At 69.4% G+C, this 16,738-nt stretch carries 18 protein-coding genes; 8 read left to right on the top strand and 10 right to left on the bottom strand.

What is annotated here, in order from left to right:
• Window positions 1-3: 3 nt before the first annotated feature.
• Window positions 4-1,059: a ferredoxin reductase gene (locus tag LNW72_RS01070; RefSeq protein WP_250973547.1), complete on the bottom strand. Its 1,056-nt coding sequence runs from the start codon at window positions 1,057-1,059 to the stop codon at window positions 4-6.
• 87 nt (window positions 1,060-1,146) lie between these two features.
• Between LNW72_RS01070 and LNW72_RS01075 the strand changes: the two genes are divergently transcribed.
• The 4 genes from LNW72_RS01075 (at window position 1,147) to LNW72_RS01090 (ending at window position 4,793) form a co-directional block, all read left to right on the top strand.
• Window positions 1,147-2,286, top strand: a complete 1,140-nt coding sequence (locus tag LNW72_RS01075; RefSeq protein WP_250973548.1) for a PucR family transcriptional regulator — start codon at window positions 1,147-1,149, stop codon at window positions 2,284-2,286.
• A gap of 389 nt (window positions 2,287-2,675) precedes the next feature.
• Complete coding sequence (locus tag LNW72_RS01080; protein ID WP_250973549.1) at window positions 2,676-3,743, top strand: hypothetical protein; 1,068 nt, start codon at window positions 2,676-2,678, stop codon at window positions 3,741-3,743.
• A gap of 54 nt (window positions 3,744-3,797) precedes the next feature.
• On the top strand, window positions 3,798-4,355 hold the full coding sequence (locus LNW72_RS01085; protein ID WP_250973550.1) for a hypothetical protein: 558 nt from the start codon (window positions 3,798-3,800) through the stop codon (window positions 4,353-4,355).
• Between the two features lie 126 nt (window positions 4,356-4,481).
• Window positions 4,482-4,793, top strand: coding sequence for a hypothetical protein (locus tag LNW72_RS01090; protein WP_250973551.1), 312 nt, complete (start codon window positions 4,482-4,484; stop codon window positions 4,791-4,793).
• A 74-nt stretch (window positions 4,794-4,867) separates the two neighbouring features.
• Here the strand turns inward: LNW72_RS01090 and LNW72_RS01095 are convergent, their stop codons facing one another.
• A complete protein-coding gene (locus tag LNW72_RS01095; RefSeq protein WP_374117104.1) occupies window positions 4,868-5,026 on the bottom strand; it encodes a transposase in 159 nt (52 codons plus the stop codon).
• Window positions 5,027-5,122: 96 nt separating this feature from the next.
• Here LNW72_RS01095 and LNW72_RS01100 point away from each other — a divergent pair, with 96 nt between their 5' ends.
• Entirely contained in the window at window positions 5,123-5,638 is a 516-nt protein-coding gene (locus LNW72_RS01100; protein WP_250973552.1) for an SMI1/KNR4 family protein, read from the top strand.
• Between the two features lie 957 nt (window positions 5,639-6,595).
• On the opposite strand, the gene LNW72_RS01105 is transcribed toward LNW72_RS01100, so the two are convergent.
• The 4 genes from LNW72_RS01105 to LNW72_RS01120 form a co-directional block, all read right to left on the bottom strand.
• A complete protein-coding gene (locus LNW72_RS01105) occupies window positions 6,596-6,793 on the bottom strand; it encodes a hypothetical protein (protein ID WP_250973553.1) in 198 nt (65 codons plus the stop codon).
• Between the two features lie 143 nt (window positions 6,794-6,936).
• Entirely contained in the window at window positions 6,937-7,395 is a 459-nt protein-coding gene (locus tag LNW72_RS01110) for a hypothetical protein (protein WP_250973554.1), read from the bottom strand.
• 77 nt (window positions 7,396-7,472) lie between these two features.
• Entirely contained in the window at window positions 7,473-8,369 is an 897-nt protein-coding gene (locus LNW72_RS01115; protein ID WP_250973555.1) for a hypothetical protein, read from the bottom strand.
• Window positions 8,370-8,495: 126 nt separating this feature from the next.
• Complete coding sequence (locus LNW72_RS01120; protein ID WP_250973556.1) at window positions 8,496-9,365, bottom strand: DUF4365 domain-containing protein; 870 nt, start codon at window positions 9,363-9,365, stop codon at window positions 8,496-8,498.
• Between LNW72_RS01120 and LNW72_RS01125 the strand changes: the two genes are divergently transcribed.
• Together LNW72_RS01125 and LNW72_RS01130 are read left to right on the top strand one after the other, a co-directional pair.
• Window positions 9,364-9,771 (top strand): transposase, encoded by a 408-nt coding sequence (locus LNW72_RS01125; RefSeq protein ID WP_374117105.1) that lies wholly within the window; start codon window positions 9,364-9,366, stop codon window positions 9,769-9,771. The two genes, LNW72_RS01120 and LNW72_RS01125, sit on opposite strands and share 2 nt — an antisense overlap.
• A 322-nt stretch (window positions 9,772-10,093) precedes the next feature.
• Entirely contained in the window at window positions 10,094-11,248 is a 1,155-nt protein-coding gene (locus tag LNW72_RS01130) for a lanthionine synthetase LanC family protein (protein WP_250973557.1), read from the top strand.
• Between the two features lie 13 nt (window positions 11,249-11,261).
• On the opposite strand, the gene LNW72_RS01135 is transcribed toward LNW72_RS01130, so the two are convergent.
• Together LNW72_RS01135 and LNW72_RS01140 are read right to left on the bottom strand one after the other, a co-directional pair.
• Entirely contained in the window at window positions 11,262-11,594 is a 333-nt protein-coding gene (locus LNW72_RS01135) for a hypothetical protein (protein WP_250973558.1), read from the bottom strand.
• Between the two features lie 474 nt (window positions 11,595-12,068).
• Entirely contained in the window at window positions 12,069-13,310 is a 1,242-nt protein-coding gene (locus LNW72_RS01140; RefSeq protein ID WP_250973559.1) for an oxygenase MpaB family protein, read from the bottom strand.
• An 863-nt stretch (window positions 13,311-14,173) separates the two neighbouring features.
• Here LNW72_RS01140 and LNW72_RS41020 point away from each other — a divergent pair.
• Window positions 14,174-15,268, top strand: a complete 1,095-nt coding sequence (locus LNW72_RS41020) for a hypothetical protein (RefSeq protein ID WP_285369188.1) — start codon at window positions 14,174-14,176, stop codon at window positions 15,266-15,268.
• A gap of 111 nt (window positions 15,269-15,379) precedes the next feature.
• On the opposite strand, the gene LNW72_RS01150 is transcribed toward LNW72_RS41020, so the two are convergent.
• Entirely contained in the window at window positions 15,380-15,760 is a 381-nt protein-coding gene (locus tag LNW72_RS01150) for a hypothetical protein (protein ID WP_250973560.1), read from the bottom strand.
• A complete protein-coding gene (locus LNW72_RS01155) occupies window positions 15,700-16,218 on the bottom strand; it encodes a replication-relaxation family protein (protein ID WP_250973561.1) in 519 nt (172 codons plus the stop codon). Before LNW72_RS01155 ends, LNW72_RS01150 begins: the two co-directional genes overlap by 61 nt.
• Between the last annotated feature and the right edge of the window lie 520 nt (window positions 16,219-16,738).

The raw sequence follows: 16,738 nt of genomic DNA on the forward strand, positions 1-16,738 counted from the left end.
CTCCTACCGTTCGATGTCGCAGGGGCCCGCCGCGGCGGACACGCAGGTCTGGATGAGGACGCCCGGCTCGGCTTCGGTGATCTCGCCGGTGCGCAGGTCGCGGACGGCGCCCGCCGTGAGCGGCGTGACGCAGCCGAAGCAGATGCCCATGCGGCACCCGGACGGCATGAGCACGCCGGCCTCCTCGCCGACGTCCAGCAACGGCGTGGCGCCGTCCGCGTCGACGGTCTTGCCGGTGGTGCCGAAGGTGACCTTGCCACCGTCGCCGGCGACGACGATGCTGGGGCGGAAGCGTTCGGTGTGCAGGCGCTCTGGGACGCCGTGCTCGGTCCAGTGCTCTTCGGCGGCGTCGAGCAGCCCCGCGGGCCCGCAAGCCCAGGTCTCGCGCTCGGCCCAGTCCGGCACGAGTTCGTTGATACGGGCGATGTCGAGCATGCCGTCCGTGTCGGTGTGCAGCTCGGTGAGCCGCAGCTTCTTGTCCACGACCAGGTCGTGCAGGTCCTTGCGGAAGATCACGTCGTGCGGCTGTGGTGCGGAGTGGACCATGACGACGTCGTCGAACTCGATGTCGCGCAGCATGCCCATCACCGGCGTGATGCCGCTGCCGGCCGTCAGGTAGAGCACCTTGGCGGGCTTGGCCTCCGGCAGCACGAAGTCACCGGTCGCCTGGTCGAGCTGGATCAGCGTGCCCGGTTTCGCCCTGCGGACCAGATGATTGCTGACCTTGCCGTCCGGGATCGCCTTCACGGTGATCGTGATCCGGCCGTCCCGGCGGTCTGTCGGCGAGGTTACCGAGTAGGCACGCCACAGGCGCACCCCGTCGACGTCGACCCCGATCCGCACGTACTGACCGGCTGTGTGGCCGCGCCAGCCTCTTCCCGGCCTGATCACGATGGTCGCGGCGTCACCGGTCTCGGGGTGCACGTCCTCGATGCGCCCCCGCAGGTCGGCACCCGCACGCAGCGGGCTGACCAGGTCGAGGTAGTCCGACGGCAGAAGTGGCGTCGTGAGCATCTCCAGCAGTTTCCACGCCCTACTGCGGAGGGCTGCACTCGTCATGACCCCAGCTTCCTGCACCCCTAGGGGTAAAGTCCTGTCCGTAGGATGTGAATCTGGTCAGCCGAATTGTTCGCGGGGAACAAACGTATGAGTCACGCAATCCGGAGGGCCAGCGAACTGGTCCTGGACGAGACGACGGTCAACGCGCTTCGGGCCGCGCTGAGGACCACCGCCGACGAGGTCGTCCAGGCAATCATCGACGAGGTCCCTCCCTACGCCAACGCCCTTTCGGGCCGCATGGGCTCCACCATCCGCCGAGCCGTCCGCACCGCCCTGGGCCTCTACCTGGACCTCGCGAGCGGGAACGCCACGGGCGGCGACGCCAGCGACGCAGCCTACGAACTGGGCCGCGGCGAGGTCCGCGACGGCCGTTCGATGGACGCCCTGCTCAGCGCCTACCGGGTCGGCGCCCGCGTGGCCTGGCGAGGCCTGGCCGCAGGTGCCGTGCCCGCAGGTCTGCCCGCCGCCGAGGTCGCCAAGTTCGCCGAGCTGACCTTCGCCTACATCGACGAGCTCTCCGCCGCGAGCGCCGCGGGCCACGCCGACGAACTGGCCGCCCGGGGCCGCGCCCACGAGCGCCACCTGGAACAACTGGCCCGCGACCTCCTCGCCGGCGCGAGCCCGGACGCGCTCCTTGCTGCTGCCGGGCGGGCCGGGTGGCAGCCGCCGGTTTCACTGACCGCAGTCCTGCTGCCCGCCGCCCAAGCCCGGCCCGCCTACCGCGCGCTCGACCCGGGCACCCTCGTCCTCGACGATCTGCCGGACGCCTCCGGCGTGCTGCTCGTCCCCGATGCCGACCGAGCACATCTCCTGAGGCAGCTGCCCGACCGCACCGTCGTGGTCGGCCCGGCCCGGCCATGGACGCGTGCGTCCGCCTCGTACGCACGAGCCGTACGCGCGCGCTCCCTCTCCTCCGACATCCGCGACACCGAGGACCACCTGCCCGAGCTGGTACTGAGCGCCGACGCGGACGCGTTCGCAGACCTGCGTGCCCGAGCCCTCGCACCGTTGCTGACCTTGCCTGCCGCGACCGCGCGACGCCTCGAGGAGACGTTGCGGGAGTGGCTGCTGCACCAGGGCAGGCGGGACGAGGTGGCGGCGGCGCTGTTCGTCCATCCCCAGACCGTCCGGTACCGGATGTCACAGGTGCGGGAGCTGTTTCCCGACCTCGGGTCCCCGCACCGGGTCCTCGAACTGACGCTGGCGGTCGGTCTCCGGGTGGGCTGACGGGCTCTTCGACCGTCCACGACCGCGTCCTCGAACGGTCCAGGAATCGTGCCTCGCCCTGGTGCGATCAGCCGGCTCATGCGGCCCGGGGAAGAGCCGTATGAGCCTGCTGGGACTGGGGGTTGATGAGGACCAGGCGCGTTCGATGGCTGCTCGCACCGGTAACGCAATCCCGAACCCGCCCGCCGCTCGAACCGGCCTCAGCCGCCCGCCGCTGTCGTCATCTGCGCCGAAAATAGCCCGTCGATTCGCCCTGACCTGGAACAGCTTCGCGCCGTCGCTACGGAACGGCACAGAAGAGGTCCGGTGCCTGCAGTCCCCGGGACCGTGGCCGGCACGGTGAGCACCTTGGCGGCCGGCGGGGCCCGTCGCCCATGCATGGGTCACAGATGCTCGAGATTGACCGGGTGTCTGGATACGCGGAGACCAACGTCCGACTGCCCGAGTGCGCCCATGAGGCTCTGGGCGCGATCGTGGCTGAGCGGGGAACCTCACGGGACGAGGCCCTTCGCCAACTACTGGCGGCCCACGTCGAAGTGCAGGAAGGGCGGGATCCTGACGACCGGCTCACCCACATCTCCACGGTACTGCGCTATCCGCCACCACCTCGGTGGCGCACCGATCCACGGCAGGACCGTCCCTTGCGGCTGCGTGTAGCCGCCGACGTGCTGACGCGTGCCCGCAGTGTCTCGCTGCACCTGCCCGGGCAGTACGAACGCAGCCACCGCGACTACCAGGGGCGAGCACTCACCGACGCCGTAATGACGGCCATCGCCGTGCGCGAGCCCTTCACCGACGCATTCCTCGACGGGCTGTTCCCGCTGCTGCGGCAGCGGGCCGCGCTCGCGCTGTGGCGGTTGGCGATGGCCGCAACCAGTACCCGCCCGGAGCGAGACCTGTTGTCCGCAGCCGAAGACGAACGGATCTTGGAGTCTTGCGGCGGGGCGGCGGATGCTCACACGCTCCTGCTCGCGAGGGCACTGGAAGAGGACGCGGCCTGGCATTCACCGCAGCGCTTCCAGGTCGCCCAGAACATCGCCCGCGACCTGCTGACCGGCACCAACGCCGGCGCCCACGAAGACCTGCTCTACGAGCAGGACGATCAGTGGGAAGAGCGCTACCAGGACACCCTGCATGCCGCCGACGACCACCGGGCGCGCCTGATGGAGGGATCGACGGCCTACGACTGGTCCGGGCGCGGCGGGACGGCGGTATGGCGGGCGCGCCGCCATGTGGATCTTCGGTACTTCGAGGACTGGCTGCTGCAGCGTCCGGCCGGCTCTGACTCCGAGCCGCAGCGGAAGCTGGACCCGCCCGGATGGCAGGTCCAGTTGCCCGGGCCGTGGCACGCCCGCGCGCCGGCCCTGTGCGACGGAGCGCTGCCCGAGCTGTACGCCCGGTGGGTGGCCGACGGGAAAGTCTTGTGCTTTCCCTTCCGCGACGGGCAAGCGGTCTAGCCGCTGCGCGACTCTCCAGACGGGCCCGGGCAGGTACCGGTGCCGGCGCCCGGGATGGAACCGGTCGCCGCGGCCGCCGCCGCGCTGCGCCCCGAGCAGATCAGCGCCTTCATCGAGGCGGTACTCGTGGTCTGGGACGGCCCGTCAGAGGAGGAGCCACCGATGGTGGGGTTCGGGCTGGACCTTCCAGTGGACAAGGCCCGTGCCTTCGGGTTCGTCACCGCCGAGGAGCAGCGGGAGGCCCGGGCCGCAGCGCGCGCCTCGACGCTGGCCGCTATGGAGGCGGTCATCCAAGCCTTCGAGGACGACGATCCGGACGACGAAGACCGGCTCCGTGTGCTGCGGGAGCAGCACGAACGCGGCGACGCGCGCGCGTTCGGGCGCCTGGCCCAGCAGTACGACCGGGGCATCGGCGCGAAATTCGTGGTGAGCAGGGCCGTGTGGCGGTGGCCAGGGCACACCGTGGCCGCCACCGTGCTGGCCGGCCAGGACCAGCCGGACTTCGTACAGTTTCTTGCCACCTGGGCCTTTCGAACCACCTCTCTGTCCCTGGAACAGTCGATGCAGGCGGCGTGGCACGAGGCGTTCGACCGGTACGGCCGCCGTCTGTGACACCCACCGATACATCACCTGCTCGTCCCTTTGAGAAATTGGACCCACCAGCCCGGGCAAGAACGACCCGGGGGTCTGCCACCGGGCGGACTGAGCCAGCGCGCCCGTCCGAAGGGGAAACCGCATATGTCTCTCGTGAATGGCCTGCTCACCGCGGCCGGAACCACCGGCATCGCCGCTGTCTTACTGGCCCTGGCCGGCGCGCACTGGTGGCTGACCGTGGCTGCGGTTATCTGTTGTGCCCTGGTCCTGGTCGTGGTCGGCATTCAATCGGTCTTCCCGCAGGAATCCGAGCACCGGCTGGCCTGGTGGCGTGACTGGCGACGCCACCAGCAACTGCGCCGCCACGGCGCGCCTCCTGAGCACCCTCCCACCGATGACCGAGATCGGGCGCCCGGTGACGCCCAGTCCCGCCTCGGCCGCGGGCCCCATGATTGACCAGCGGCACGGCAGCGGCGCCTCGGCCCTGATGGGAATCCGTGATTTTGGCTGTGACCGCGCTTCCGTGATGACTACGGTTGGATGAGGATTCGGGCTCTCAGTACGTGGAACGAGGCCCGGCCGTACATCTGTCGCTTGATCGTCTTGACGCGGTTGACGTGGCCTTCTACTACGCCAGAGCTGTATTGCAATGTCAGGCCAGCGGTGACGGCGTCGATGTCGAACTTCATGAACCGGGCGAACCCTACCCCCTTCGCCCGTGGCCGAACTGGCCCAGCTATCTTCGTCATCGCTGGTCAACGCGACGTTCGAGCGAGGTGGGGTACGTGTCAGACCTTGACGAGTTGAAGCGCCTGTTGGGAGAGCCTGCGCCAAGGCCGCACTCGCCGAGCGACTGGGCTCAGGTTGAAAACCACCTCGGCTCGTCGCTGCCGAGCGACTACAAGGCCTTCATGGACGCCTATGGCAGCGGCATCATCTCCGAAGAGCTCATGGTCTTCCACCCTCAAGGTTCGACCCCGCTCCTGCCGCACATGCGCGAGATACACGAGCGCGTCAGCCGGTCCCGCGAGCGGCGCCCGGACGACTTTCCTCATCCGTTCCACCCTGAGGAAAATGGTCTCATCTATTGGGGGTACGACTTCGGCGGGGATGAGCACTTCTTCATGCCGTGCAGCCCTGATCCGAACCGATGGAAGGTCGTCACAGCGGTGCATGGATCCAGCTGCGTGACCTTCGACGGCCCGTTTACCGCCTTCGTCCTCAACTTCGTCACGAATCTTCAGTTCATGGACGAAGCGGGCAACATCGGACCCGCGACACCCAGCTTCGAGTCCGCCTGACCCAGCGTCCACATCAACGATCCGCAAGGGGCGTAGTCATCACGGAAGCGCGGTCACAGCCGTGATGGCTCTGCCCGCGATTCGTGAAGGTCAAGGTTGGCGGTTCTGTCTGTGTTGGAGGATGGGCTTCAGGAGTCTCTCGGCTTCGCTACGGACCCCGGCGTCGTCATCGGCCGTCAGTTCCTGCAGTTGGCGGACGAGTCGACTTTCACCTTCCTCGGTCATCCAGTTGGGGTCACAATCCACTGCTGCGCTGAGTTGGTCCAAGGTCCCCATCTCTGCCGCGCAGAAGAGGGCTGCCAGGACGGCTCGCAGTCCCCGGGTATCCCCTCGCGCCAACAATGCCTCAGCCGTCTCCTGGGTCACCCCCGTGTCCTGAGCGTCTAGCAGCAGCCGGTGGAGAACGTCGGCTACCCCTACGAGTTCTGCCAAAACTGCGAGTCGCCGACCCGCATCAGCTCTCACGGACCACAAAGGTGAGTCCGCATCCTCTATTGCTGCAGTCAGCTCTTGATCGGGACCGGTCGGTGTCATATCCCCATCATGGCAGGGCAAGGCTCCGCTGAGCTGGGACTTTCTCCTCCCCCGCCCGAGGTCGGCGTCGTCATTCTCGGATGAGGATTCTCGTCCGAAGGAGAGCGAAGGAGGCCCGGCCGTACATCGCTCTATCGTGGCCATCGGCGACGGCCGGACCATCGTCACCCAGGGCGGCCCGCGCCAGCTGGCCGACGACGTCGAACAGGCATGGGACCAGTGGATCAGCGCAGGCCGACCCTCGCTCTACGACTATGGGATGACCGTCGAACCGGACGGCCACCAATGCGTATGGGCCCTCGACCCAGACTCTGCACAAGGCCGAGACACAGGACCCGCTGTCCGACAACGTCGTGCACTTTCCCAAGCACTGCCCGGCGGCCGACTCCGGGTGGTCCCCGACATCGCTGCTGGGGACCACTGTCAGGCGACGCCGAGCTTCTGGCGGGTGTGGCGCAAGAAGTCGCGGACCGTGGTCTCGCACCGCCAAGGGGCCAGGCCAGTGTCGAGCTCGCGGACGTAGTCCAGGCCTGACTGGACAGGGGCGAGGATGTCGACGGCCTGGTGGCCGAGCGCAGGCCCTGGTCGAAGGTCGCGGCCCTGGAAATGGGCGGCCCCCACGATCGTCAGCCTCATCCCGACCGAGCGGGTGAACACCCCGGGCGGCATCGCGGCTGCCTGAGCGTTCCAGGTCCCTCGGTCGGCGGCGTTCAGTACTGCGAAGTCGCCGCCGCGGCGACACAGCTCCCGGGCCGCCAGCAACGTCAGGACCTGTCCGGCTCCTGCACCAACCTCTCGAGGAAGCGCTCGACATCGTCGACGGTCACACCGACGAGATGGCCTGCGACGACCGCCCCGCCCAGTTCGGACCGAACGGCCGCCATCCACGACGCTGCGGGGATGCCCCGAACCATTGCAGCCTCAGCGCTGGCTCCGATCAGTTCAAGCGCTGAGTCCGCTTCCCCCTCGATGACCGCCACGGTGAGGATCTGACCCATGCGCGTTGCGGTACCCGAATCGTGGACAGCCGCGCCGAGCGAAACGAGGTAGACCCAGGGGGCGAGCTGCTCGGGGGCGTTGGCAGTGATCGCAGCGGCGATGGTCGCCCAGGTGTCCAAGGCGTCAGGGGACTGCCAGGCCGCAGGGCGGGCCAGGGCTGTGGCGGCCGCCCCGGGCTGCCACAGGTCGGCTTCCGCCTGCACGAGCAGGAGGTCGGGGGCCAAGGGGAGGTCCACGACGAAACCGGCCAGCAGGCGAGCGTGGTCGTCCGCGCGGGAGTCGGGGAGGCGTTGTTTGTCGATCAGCTCGCGGACGAGGGCAAGGGTGCCGAAGGCCGGTATGCCAACCCTGCGGGCGGTGTCCCGGACGAAGGTGTCGGGGCCAGAATCCGGAAGGCCTGCGTCTCGGCCCCCTGCTGGTCGCCGCCGCGGCGCAGCACATCCAAGGCGGCGAGATCCAGGTGCACGTCGGCGAACCGTGTGCCGCCCTGTTGCAGGACCTGGGCGGCCTGCTCCGGGTGCCCGTCGGCCTCCAACAGCTCTGCCATCGCGATGACGGCGTACACGCTGGTGTTCTGGAGCGGGCGCAGCAGCCGCAGCGCCCCGGCCGGATCACCGTGGTGGCGAGCCTTCGCCTCCATCACCGCGTAGAGGTCACGAGCGACGGAATCGGCCGCGCGGAGGCCCTCCAGAACAGGGATCGGCCACTGGCCCAATTCCGCAAGCCGCTTGCAGGCCGTCAGGCGCTGCTCGTCGTCGCCTGCCGCCTCAAGCGCTTCGCCCCATAGGCGCCGCTGTTCGTCTTCGGACGCTCCTATCGCCGCCGCCCGGGCGGCGGCGAGCTCCGCGGCGTACCGGTCGGAAGCCGATGCCGAGCGAGCCGCGAGGGCGTCGGCGGTGTCGGTGCGGCCGTCCCGGTAGGCGATCCGCGCAGCGAACGCGGCAAGGCCCGGTGCCGCGGCTTCCGTTGCCGTGGCTTCCCCCTGCGGGGCGGGCAGCGCGGCGGCCAGAGCCGCATCAGTGTCGGGAAGTAGGAGGCGGGCCTGCAGGAGAACCGCCGCGGCGGCGTCGCTGGGGCCGTCCCACCGGCGCCGGTCCGCGCGGGCGGCCTCAGCAAGCCGCAACACCCGCCGAAGGTCGGCATCGCGTGAGGGCGACTTGTGGGTCTGGAGCCGGTCCAACAGGGTGCGGGCGATCAAGATCTGGATGGTCGCACTGCCCGGACACAGATCCAGGGCCGCCTCATAGCGCGACAGCGCCTGGTCGTGGTCGTGGCGCTGGGTAGCCTGATCGCCGAGGAACAGCAGCGCGGTGGAAATGCCCTGTCAGTCCGCGGCTGTCTGCGGAAGAAGGCTGGATGGCACAGGTACTGGCCCCGGCTGCCCGCGGTGGGCCAAGATCGCCAGGCCGATGTCCACCAGGATCCGCCCGCCGACACGCGAGCCCGCCGCTTCCAGGGTCTCCTTCGCCTGCTCCTGGGCGATCTCCACCTCGAACAGGCCGCCGACGGCGCGCCAGTAGCCCTCCGGCTGGGAACCGGCGGCGGCGGCGCGCCGGTAAGCCTCAGCAGCCCGGGCCGGCAGTCCGTACTCGTTGGCGTAGCCGCCGACCGCCACCCACACCTCCCGCTCGTCGGGCCCGCGCCATTCCGGCTTGTCGTCCTCACGCCGGTGCAGCCAGTTCGGGGTCTTCTCCAGCAGGAGCCCGCAGCAGCCGTCCGGGTCGCTTCGTTTGCTGGCGAGAGTTGCGGCGAGCCGCTCGATCGGCCGGCGTGCGCTCAGATCGGTGCGCGGAACGGAGGCGTGCAACCTGCGCAGAGGACGTGCTGCCTCGGGGGGCAGGTGGTCCAGGTTCGTGTAGAACTCAGCCAGGATGGAGTCCCCCTGCACCCGCGGAGCTTCGGCGAGTTCAAACAGAGCTGCGAGCGCGCTGCCGTCGAGCCTCTGAGCGGAGGGGACCTCGACCTTCCACCCCTCGCCGGTCGACATCACGGTGTCGGCGGTGACGGCCTGCCAGTACCCGATGCCGCTCTCCAGGTCAACCAGCACGACGATCACGGGGAAGTCATGGTGGAGCCAGTACTGGCCGTGACCGTCCCCGAAGGGGAACCACCAGCCGTTCGGCGACTGCCGCTTGTCGAAGAAGCTGGGTCCGGACTTGACCTGCACGGCGATGTGACAGGGCCAGAAACCCATGGCGATCGTGATCACGGCCGGGCAGCGAGGGGACTCGCCGCAGTTCGAGCCCGTGCTGGAAAAGGTCCGCGTGCCCCGCATCGGACTAGGCCGGCCACGCGTCCGCCCCGATCGCGTGCGGGCCGACAAGGCGTACGCCTCCCGCAGAAACCGCGCTTACCTGCGGCGCCGCGGAATCCGCTGCACCATCCCCGACAAGGCCGACCAGACACGCAACCGCCAGAAGCTCGGCTCCCGCGGCGGCCGACCACCACGTTTCGACCCGGCCGACTACCGCAAGCGCCACGCGGTCGAGTGCGGGATCAACCGCCTCAAGAGGCACCGCGCCGTCGCCACGCGATACGACAAGCTCGCCGTCCGCTACGAGGCGACCGTGCTGATCGCTGCTATCAACGAGTGGCTGTGATCGGCACCCGTCGCGCGACGGCCTCGAAGCAGGGCTGCGTGACCTGAAGGCGGCCGCGGAAGCCGGTACCCAGGACCGCCGGAACCGACAGACCAGCGACACCCCGCCGAACGGGCTGCTCATCCGGGGGGTTGTAGCGTGACCGGATGAGGAGCGACGTATATCGGGACGTGGGCGAGGCCGCCTGGTCGTGGGTGCTGAACCACGTGCGCGAGGCCGAGGGCCCATGGCTCGTACAGGCGGTGGTGGAGGGCGGTCCGGAAACCGTGTCGCCGCCACAGGACCGCGATTCGCTGTACGCGGGGATCGCCGGCTTGGCCCGGTGCTGGCCGAGATCGCGCAGTACCGGGAGCTGAGCGCGCGGGAAGCGGCACTGGCGACCGGCATCGTGACCAGGCTGTCGGCACAGGCCGGGCAGCGAACGGAACCCTCGCTGTACGACGGCCTCGCAGGCGACGCGACGGCGCTCAGACTGCTCGCCCCAGGCGAGGAAGCCGTGGCACTGCGGCGGCTGGCCGCCCTGGCGACCGGCGACGGGTGGAAGACCACCCTCGATTTCGAACCGGGCTCCGACGCACCCCTCACCGACGTCATCATGGGGACCGCGGGCGTCGTGATGACGGCGGTCTGGGCGAAGAGCGAGTTCGCAGAGGCGATCGCGACGACGGGAGGCGAGGCGCTGCTGCGGGCAGCGGACCGTACGGAAGCGGGCCTCGACTGGGGCATGACCCCGGGGAGGCCGTCGAGGGCACCGAACTACTCGCACGGAACCGCCGGCATCGCGGCCGCACTGGCGGTCGCGGGCACCGCCCTGGACCGTCAGGACTTCATCGAGGCGGCGGTGGAAGGCGCCCGGCACGTCCTCTCGGTGGGGTCCTTGGAGGACGCCGGTTTCGTCGTCCCGCACACGATCCCGCCGTCGAAACGGGAGGTGGAACCGGTGACGTACACGTGGTGCCACGGCCCGGCGGGCACCTCGCACCTGTTCACCGCACTGGCGCACGCAGGGGTCGCCGAGGTGGCGGGCCATGACGTCGACGAACTGCGGCACCGCTGTATGACCTCGATCCTCACCTCGGGCCTGCCGCAACGCCTCCGTCCCGGTTTCTGGGACAACGACGGCCGCTGTTGCGGAACGGCAGGCGTCGGAGACGTCCTGCTAGACGCCGCCCAGGACTGCCGGTCGCCGCAGCGGAGGCAGACCCTGCTGCGGGCCGCGCACCGGATGGGCGATGCGCTGGTCGACCGGGTCATCAGAGATGATGCGGGCGCCCGTTGGCGCTTTCTGGAACACCGCGAGGACCCGCCGCTGCTGCCGCCCCAGACGACGTGGATGCAGGGCGCGGCAGGCATCGCGGCCTACCTTCTGCGCCTCGCCCGGTACGGCGAGAGCGGCCCCGACGCCCCAGTCGTGGACCGCCCGGACCAGTGGTGGGCCGTGCCGACGCACCTGCGGAGTACTCGCACGGACTCATGAGCGAGTGGTGGCTTCATTCGAGACAAGTAATCCATAACGATCTCGGCCCAGGCCTTGTGCGATGCGCGGGCCGCCCTAGGCCAAGAGCGGAACGGTGCAGGAGCGGGTCGAGTTCAGGGGCGACCGCTGTCGAGCGGAAGGCGCCGATGCAGGCCACGGAAGGCAGCACCTCAACGGGGCCGAAGGCGCCGGCAGCCTGGTCCGGGTACTCGCGGGAGGGGGGAACCGAATGGACCGGCGTGGAGGGGAACGCACGTTCAGCCTGCCGCTGGAGACTCCTGACCTTCATGTCATTGACGGGCTTGCACGGGTAGCCCTCCAGCATCCCTCCGTAGGTCGAAGACATTCGCAGCTCGGTGAGTTCGATCGAACGTCCAGACGAGAGGGCTATGTGGCTCAGTGACTTGCCGACACCCTATGTGCAAGATTCACTTCCGATACACGGCCTAGTAGTCGTTGAACAGCGTGCCGACTTCCAGGGCCACGCCGTGGCCGCGCGCGCTGACCCTTCGCTCCCCGAGGAGGACATGAAGGGCTTTCGGACGGTCGGCGACGCCGCCGACTACATTCTCAAGAAGCAGGTCTGAGAACCTGCCCCCCGGCACCGTGATGAGCACGGTAGCTTGCGAGTGCGCGGCGTTTCAGTCACTGTCGGTGATCGGAGGCCGTCGCTTGAGGGGGAAGCGCCTGGCCCGGGTGGTTGTCACAGGCGGTGGTTCGGCACGGCGGTTGCCACCGAGGTTCTGCGGTCGCCGTAAGGCGATTGGTCGCCCGGTGGGCAGGCTGCTCGTCGTCCACCGGGCGCACTTTCGTCGGGCGGTCAGCGGACGGGCATCTGGAGGTCGTAGTCGCGGAAGTCGACGGCGTACCAGGCGACCGTCTGCGAGGCGACCTTGAACATCTTCTCGTGGATGGGGACGAGCAGCGGGAACTTCTGCTGGATCTCGTACACGGGCCGGTAGAGGTAGGGGCCGAGGGTGGCGACGGGGATGTCCAGCAACGGGTTGGGCTTGATGTCGAGGATGTCTGCGACGTGGGTGTCCATCATCCGGACCATGGAGGCGCCGACGGCCCCGGCGCCGGGGAAGATCTTCCGGTCCATCCAGTCCAGCATGTTGTGGGCCAGTTTGGTGCCTTCGTCGGAGGAGGCCCGGTGGTGGGCGGCGGCGTCGGCGAGAACCTGGTTGCACTGGTCGAGGGTGCGCGGGTTGTACTTCTCCTGGATGCCGAGCAGCCGGCCGCCGATGCGGATCAGTTGCACCAGCTCGTCGATCTGCCGGGGGTTGGGGTGGAAGCCGAACTTGGCCGCGAGCTGGACGTTGCTGGCGCCCACGTACATGAGCTCCTCAACCTCCAGCCGCTGGCTGATCGGCATGCCGTCCCGGGCCACGTTCCAGCCGTGCGCCAGGCCCATCTGCCGGGCCGCCGCGTGCACCAGCCGCAGCTTGACCATGCTGATCAAGGCGTTGCCCGACGGATTCCAGTTGCCGCCGTCGATGCCGTCCCAGAGGGTGTTCATGGTGCGGGAGAAGCGCCGGCCGATGTCCATCACCAGGTCGAATTTGGCGTACCAGACCGACTTGGCCAGCAGCGGGTCGGCCAAGGCGGTGAACAGGCCGCCGAAAGCCTCGGTCATGGTGATGGCCTCGATATTGCCCTGGACGAGCTTGCCCGAGTCACCGTTCTTGACCAGGTCGATCGTGGCCCGCTCCTCCCTGGTCAGGACGGCGTTGCGCGTCAGGAAGTCGTGCAGCCCCAACGGCGCCGCGTCCGGCACCGGCTGGTCGTTGCGGGTCCATTCGTGGAAGACCTGGTTGGCCAGCTGCATCTGACCGGCGCTCACCAGCTCCTTGACGACCTCGTCGGCCTCTGGGTCGCCCTCCTGCGCGGCCTGATCGGTCGGCAGTTCCCAGACCGACCGGGGGTCGGGCTCGGCAGCCGGGCCGGATGCCGCACGGCGGGCGGAGGCGGTGGCAGCGGCGGGCAGGCCGACGGCCGCACCTGCGGCAAGAGCGCCGGTCAGAGCGGTACGCCGGGTGACGAAGTGGTCCATGTAGCCCATGGATAGTGGCTGGCCACCCGAAACCAGGTCAGCCACGCGGAGAGGGCCGCCGAAAGGCCACCCGCAGGAACGAAAAGGCGAAGAAAGCCACCGCGCGCAAGCGCAGCGCCTGACCCGCGCTTGGGTCAGGCGCGCGGCACATCGGCAGCACGCGCCCATCGGCTCCGCCTACGCCCGCAGCCGGCGGCGGCGGTGGGGCGGGCGGGGTGCGGTTCAGGATCTACCGGCGCCTTCCGCGCCAGCCCGTCCAACGGAGCACCAGCGAGCCGCCCACCACGCCCGCGGTCACCGAACAGGCCATCTCCACCGCGTCCCGCCACCCGTGACCGAGCAGCAGGTGTGTCGCAACGGTGCCGGCCCCTGCGGTTGCGACCGTGAGCAGCACCATCAGCACGGCCCTGCGGACTCGTCTCCCCATGTCTGCCGACTGCCCGTCGACACACGAGCCCAACGCGGGGGCGGGGAGGGGAATCAGATGCTGGGTCAGCCGAGGCGCGCCCGGAGCGCTCCAGACATTCAGCTCGCTTTGGGCTTATAGTGGCATTCAAATCCTTCTGTCATGATTTTTTCTTTCGAGACACTGCAAGCAGGATCAGTGGATGCGCGTGCGGGTTCGACTCGGCCGGGTCCGTTGGTCCTCACCAAAGCGACGTGCGGGAAGCAAGCCTCTCAGCTCAGACATCATCCTGATGCGGCGTACTGACAAGGCGACACCCAACGTCTGACTCGCGATACCTGATTGGAAGGGACCCGCCATGCGCCTCACTCCCGCTTCCCTCACTCCCACCAGCCGCCGTCGTGTCGGGGTGGGTGCAGCGGTGGGGGTGTTGGCCACTGGGCTGATGCCCGCACTTGCTCCGGCCGTGCACGCCGCCGACGGCATCTCATGCGGCAACACCGGGATGCTGAGCGGCAATTCCTGTATCTACACCGCACCCACGACAGGTGGAAATGGGGACACCTTCACTATCCCGAGCGGGCTCATCAACGGGACGACCACTGTCCTCACCGTCACCATGTGGGGCGGCGGCGGAGGCGGCGCAGGCGGCGCAGGCGGTGGCGGCGGTGGCGGCGGTGGCGGTGGCTACGGTGCCGGCGGTGGCGGCGGCGGGACCGGCGCCGGCGGGAACGGCGGTGGCGGCGGCCAAGCCGGCGCATTCATCAAATGCACATTCGTCGGAATTCCGCTGTTGAGTGGAGGGACGTTCGCCGTCAATGTGGGCGCCGGCGGCGGGGGAGGCACCGGCCTGGCCGGCGGCAGCGGCGGGGCCGGCGGGTCTGTACACAACAACGGCTCCAACGGCAGCCCAGGCACGTCCGGCAGCTTCGCAGCCAACGGCAGCACCGGCTCTCCCAGCCAGTTCTCTCCCCTCGGCGCCCTCGTCCCTGTGCTGCGCAGCAACGTATATGCCTACGGGGGAGCGCCCGGCCTCGGGCCCTCCGGCGGCAGCACACAAGGCCAGTACGGCGGCTACGGCGGTAGCAGCGATGGCGGCTACAGCGGGACCGGGGGCATCGCCTCCGGCAGCGGCGGACGCGGTGGCCAATCCGGCGGCACATCAGAATGCAGCCTCACATCAATCCCCCTCATCTCCACCGTCGGAACAATCGGGCAATCAGGAACGCTGGGCGGCGACGGCGGCAACGGCTTTGTCGGCCTCTCCCGGAGCCGCGGCGGCGCCGGCGGCTCCGGCGGCGGCTTCAATCTCTCCGGTGGGGGCGGCGGGGGCGGCGCAGCCATCTCGAACTCAGGCAGCAGCTACGGCGGCGGCGGCAAAGGCGGCGGCGGCGGCGGCAAGGTCAATAGCGGCTACGGCGGCAACGGCGGCGACGGCGACCCAAAAACGTATCCCCTTAACTCGCGACCCGGACAAGCCGGTCTGCCCGGAGTCGCTGGTTCGCAAGGTGCTTCAGGCCGGTCTGGAGCAGTCATCGTGACAGTACTGGTGGTGCTGTAACCCGGCGTCATTCCGGGGCCTGCCAGGGGGGTGCAGGCTGGCACTGGAACAGCTGGCCGAGGTGGCCCCGGGCTGGCTGACGCCACGACTGCGGCCCGATTGGGAGGAGCGTTACGTCCGGCGGATCGAGAGTCCGGGCGGTTGCCCGTTCACGCTCCCGGCGTGGCGTGCCCGCTCGTGGAAGGCGGCCTCCCGCGTGTCCGGGGCCGCGCGGCGCGGGGCCGGGGCGAGGACGAACAACACCACCGGGAATGAACGCTCCCGGGACGGCCCGGCGTAGGTCTCCTGCCAGTGGTTGCGCGGGGTGCGGGCGGCGTTGCCGCGCCCGGACGGTGGTGCGTTGCGGTAGGCGTCGTAGCGCTCCAGCTTGGCGACCAGTCGGGCGTAGGACATGGTGCGGCCGATCTCCACGAACGCGCTGGCACCGTTGTTCAGGAGCACCACGCCGTCGGGCAGCAGGTTCCCGGCCGGGGTGGGGTGGGCGACTTCCACCCGCCAGTCCGCAGCGTCGGCCACCTGCGCCTGGTGGAGGCGACGACGGTGTCGACCAGGGCGAGGCCGTGCTCGCACAGGCCCGTCTTACTGGCGGCGATGCGCTTGCCCGTGGTACGCCCAGTCGTCGGCGCGAGTTCACCGGAGGCCGCGGCTTCGGCGAGACCCGCCGCAGTGCAGTACCAGTAGCTCTGCTGCGCACGGTGGGTCCGGCCGACCAGGGCCGGGGATTCGGCGAGCAGACTGCGCAGCGCGCGACGGACATGGTCGGTGTCCTGCTGGTGCGACAGCAGCAGCGCCTTGAGCTGGCGAGGTGTGGCCAGGCGCAGCTGAGTGAGGGTCAGCAGGACCTCGCCGCGGATGTCCGCTCCGGCCTTCGCCGCCGTCGCGCTCCTGCGGGGCCGGGACGCTTCTCCCGGTAAATCAATACGGGGAGAAGAGGAGTTGCAACCCGCCACAGCAGGCGAATTGGGGGTCTGATCAGCAACAACGCTCAGGCGGCGGCCGACAGCTGCGGGACCGACAGCGGGGCTTGCCGCAGGGCTCGCAGCGGGGTTCGCCGTCGCAGCGGTGCCCGCCGGGGCCGGCGGAGTCTCCGAAGTGGGTGCGGTGGTCATCGGATCCTCGGATTCTCCGGCCGTTCGCGGCCGGATCGGTGACAGGTCCGGCTCGCACGCGAAGGTGCGTACGGGCCGGGGCCACCGTGCGAAGCCACCCCTTGCCCGCAGTCTGTTCGCCGCCCACCACCGATGCCCGTTACGCCCCTTGACCGCCCCTTGTCCTCCCGGTTTGTCCGTGACTGACGCCACAGGAAGTGTCCCTCTCTGAAGGCCGGACCCTGTCCACAGGTCCAGCGCTGGACCGTAGGGCGATCGGCCGGGCGCAGCAGGCACCCGTCCTACGAACAGCAGGGAGTCCGTCACGGAGACGACGTCGCCGAAGGTGCCCCAGCTCGCCCCGGAGCAGATGTGGCCTTCC

It is taken from the genome of Streptomyces sp. RKAG293, from assembly GCF_023701745.1.
Classification (GTDB): Bacteria; Actinomycetota; Actinomycetes; order Streptomycetales; family Streptomycetaceae; genus Actinacidiphila.

Bases quoted from the DNA above. Each gene is read 5' to 3' on its own strand.
- LNW72_RS01095 (WP_374117104.1), bottom strand. From the start codon at position 5,026: ATGAAGTTCGACATCGACGCCGTCACCGCTGGCCTGACATTGCAATAC.
- LNW72_RS01085 (WP_250973550.1), top strand. From the start codon at position 3,798: ATGGAACCGGTCGCCGCGGCCGCCGCCGCGCTGCGCCCCGAGCAGATC.
- LNW72_RS01135 (WP_250973558.1), bottom strand. From the start codon at position 11,594: ATGTCTTCGACCTACGGAGGGATGCTGGAGGGCTACCCGTGCAAGCCC.
- LNW72_RS01070 (WP_250973547.1), bottom strand. From the start codon at position 1,059: ATGACGAGTGCAGCCCTCCGCAGTAGGGCGTGGAAACTGCTGGAGATG.
- LNW72_RS01090 (WP_250973551.1), top strand. From the start codon at position 4,482: ATGTCTCTCGTGAATGGCCTGCTCACCGCGGCCGGAACCACCGGCATC.
- LNW72_RS01080 (WP_250973549.1), top strand. From the start codon at position 2,676: ATGCTCGAGATTGACCGGGTGTCTGGATACGCGGAGACCAACGTCCGA.
- LNW72_RS01075 (WP_250973548.1), top strand. From the start codon at position 1,147: ATGAGTCACGCAATCCGGAGGGCCAGCGAACTGGTCCTGGACGAGACG.
- LNW72_RS01125 (WP_374117105.1), top strand. From the start codon at position 9,364: ATGGCGATCGTGATCACGGCCGGGCAGCGAGGGGACTCGCCGCAGTTC.
- LNW72_RS01140 (WP_250973559.1), bottom strand. From the start codon at position 13,310: ATGGGCTACATGGACCACTTCGTCACCCGGCGTACCGCTCTGACCGGC.
- LNW72_RS01120 (WP_250973556.1), bottom strand. From the start codon at position 9,365: ATGGGTTTCTGGCCCTGTCACATCGCCGTGCAGGTCAAGTCCGGACCC.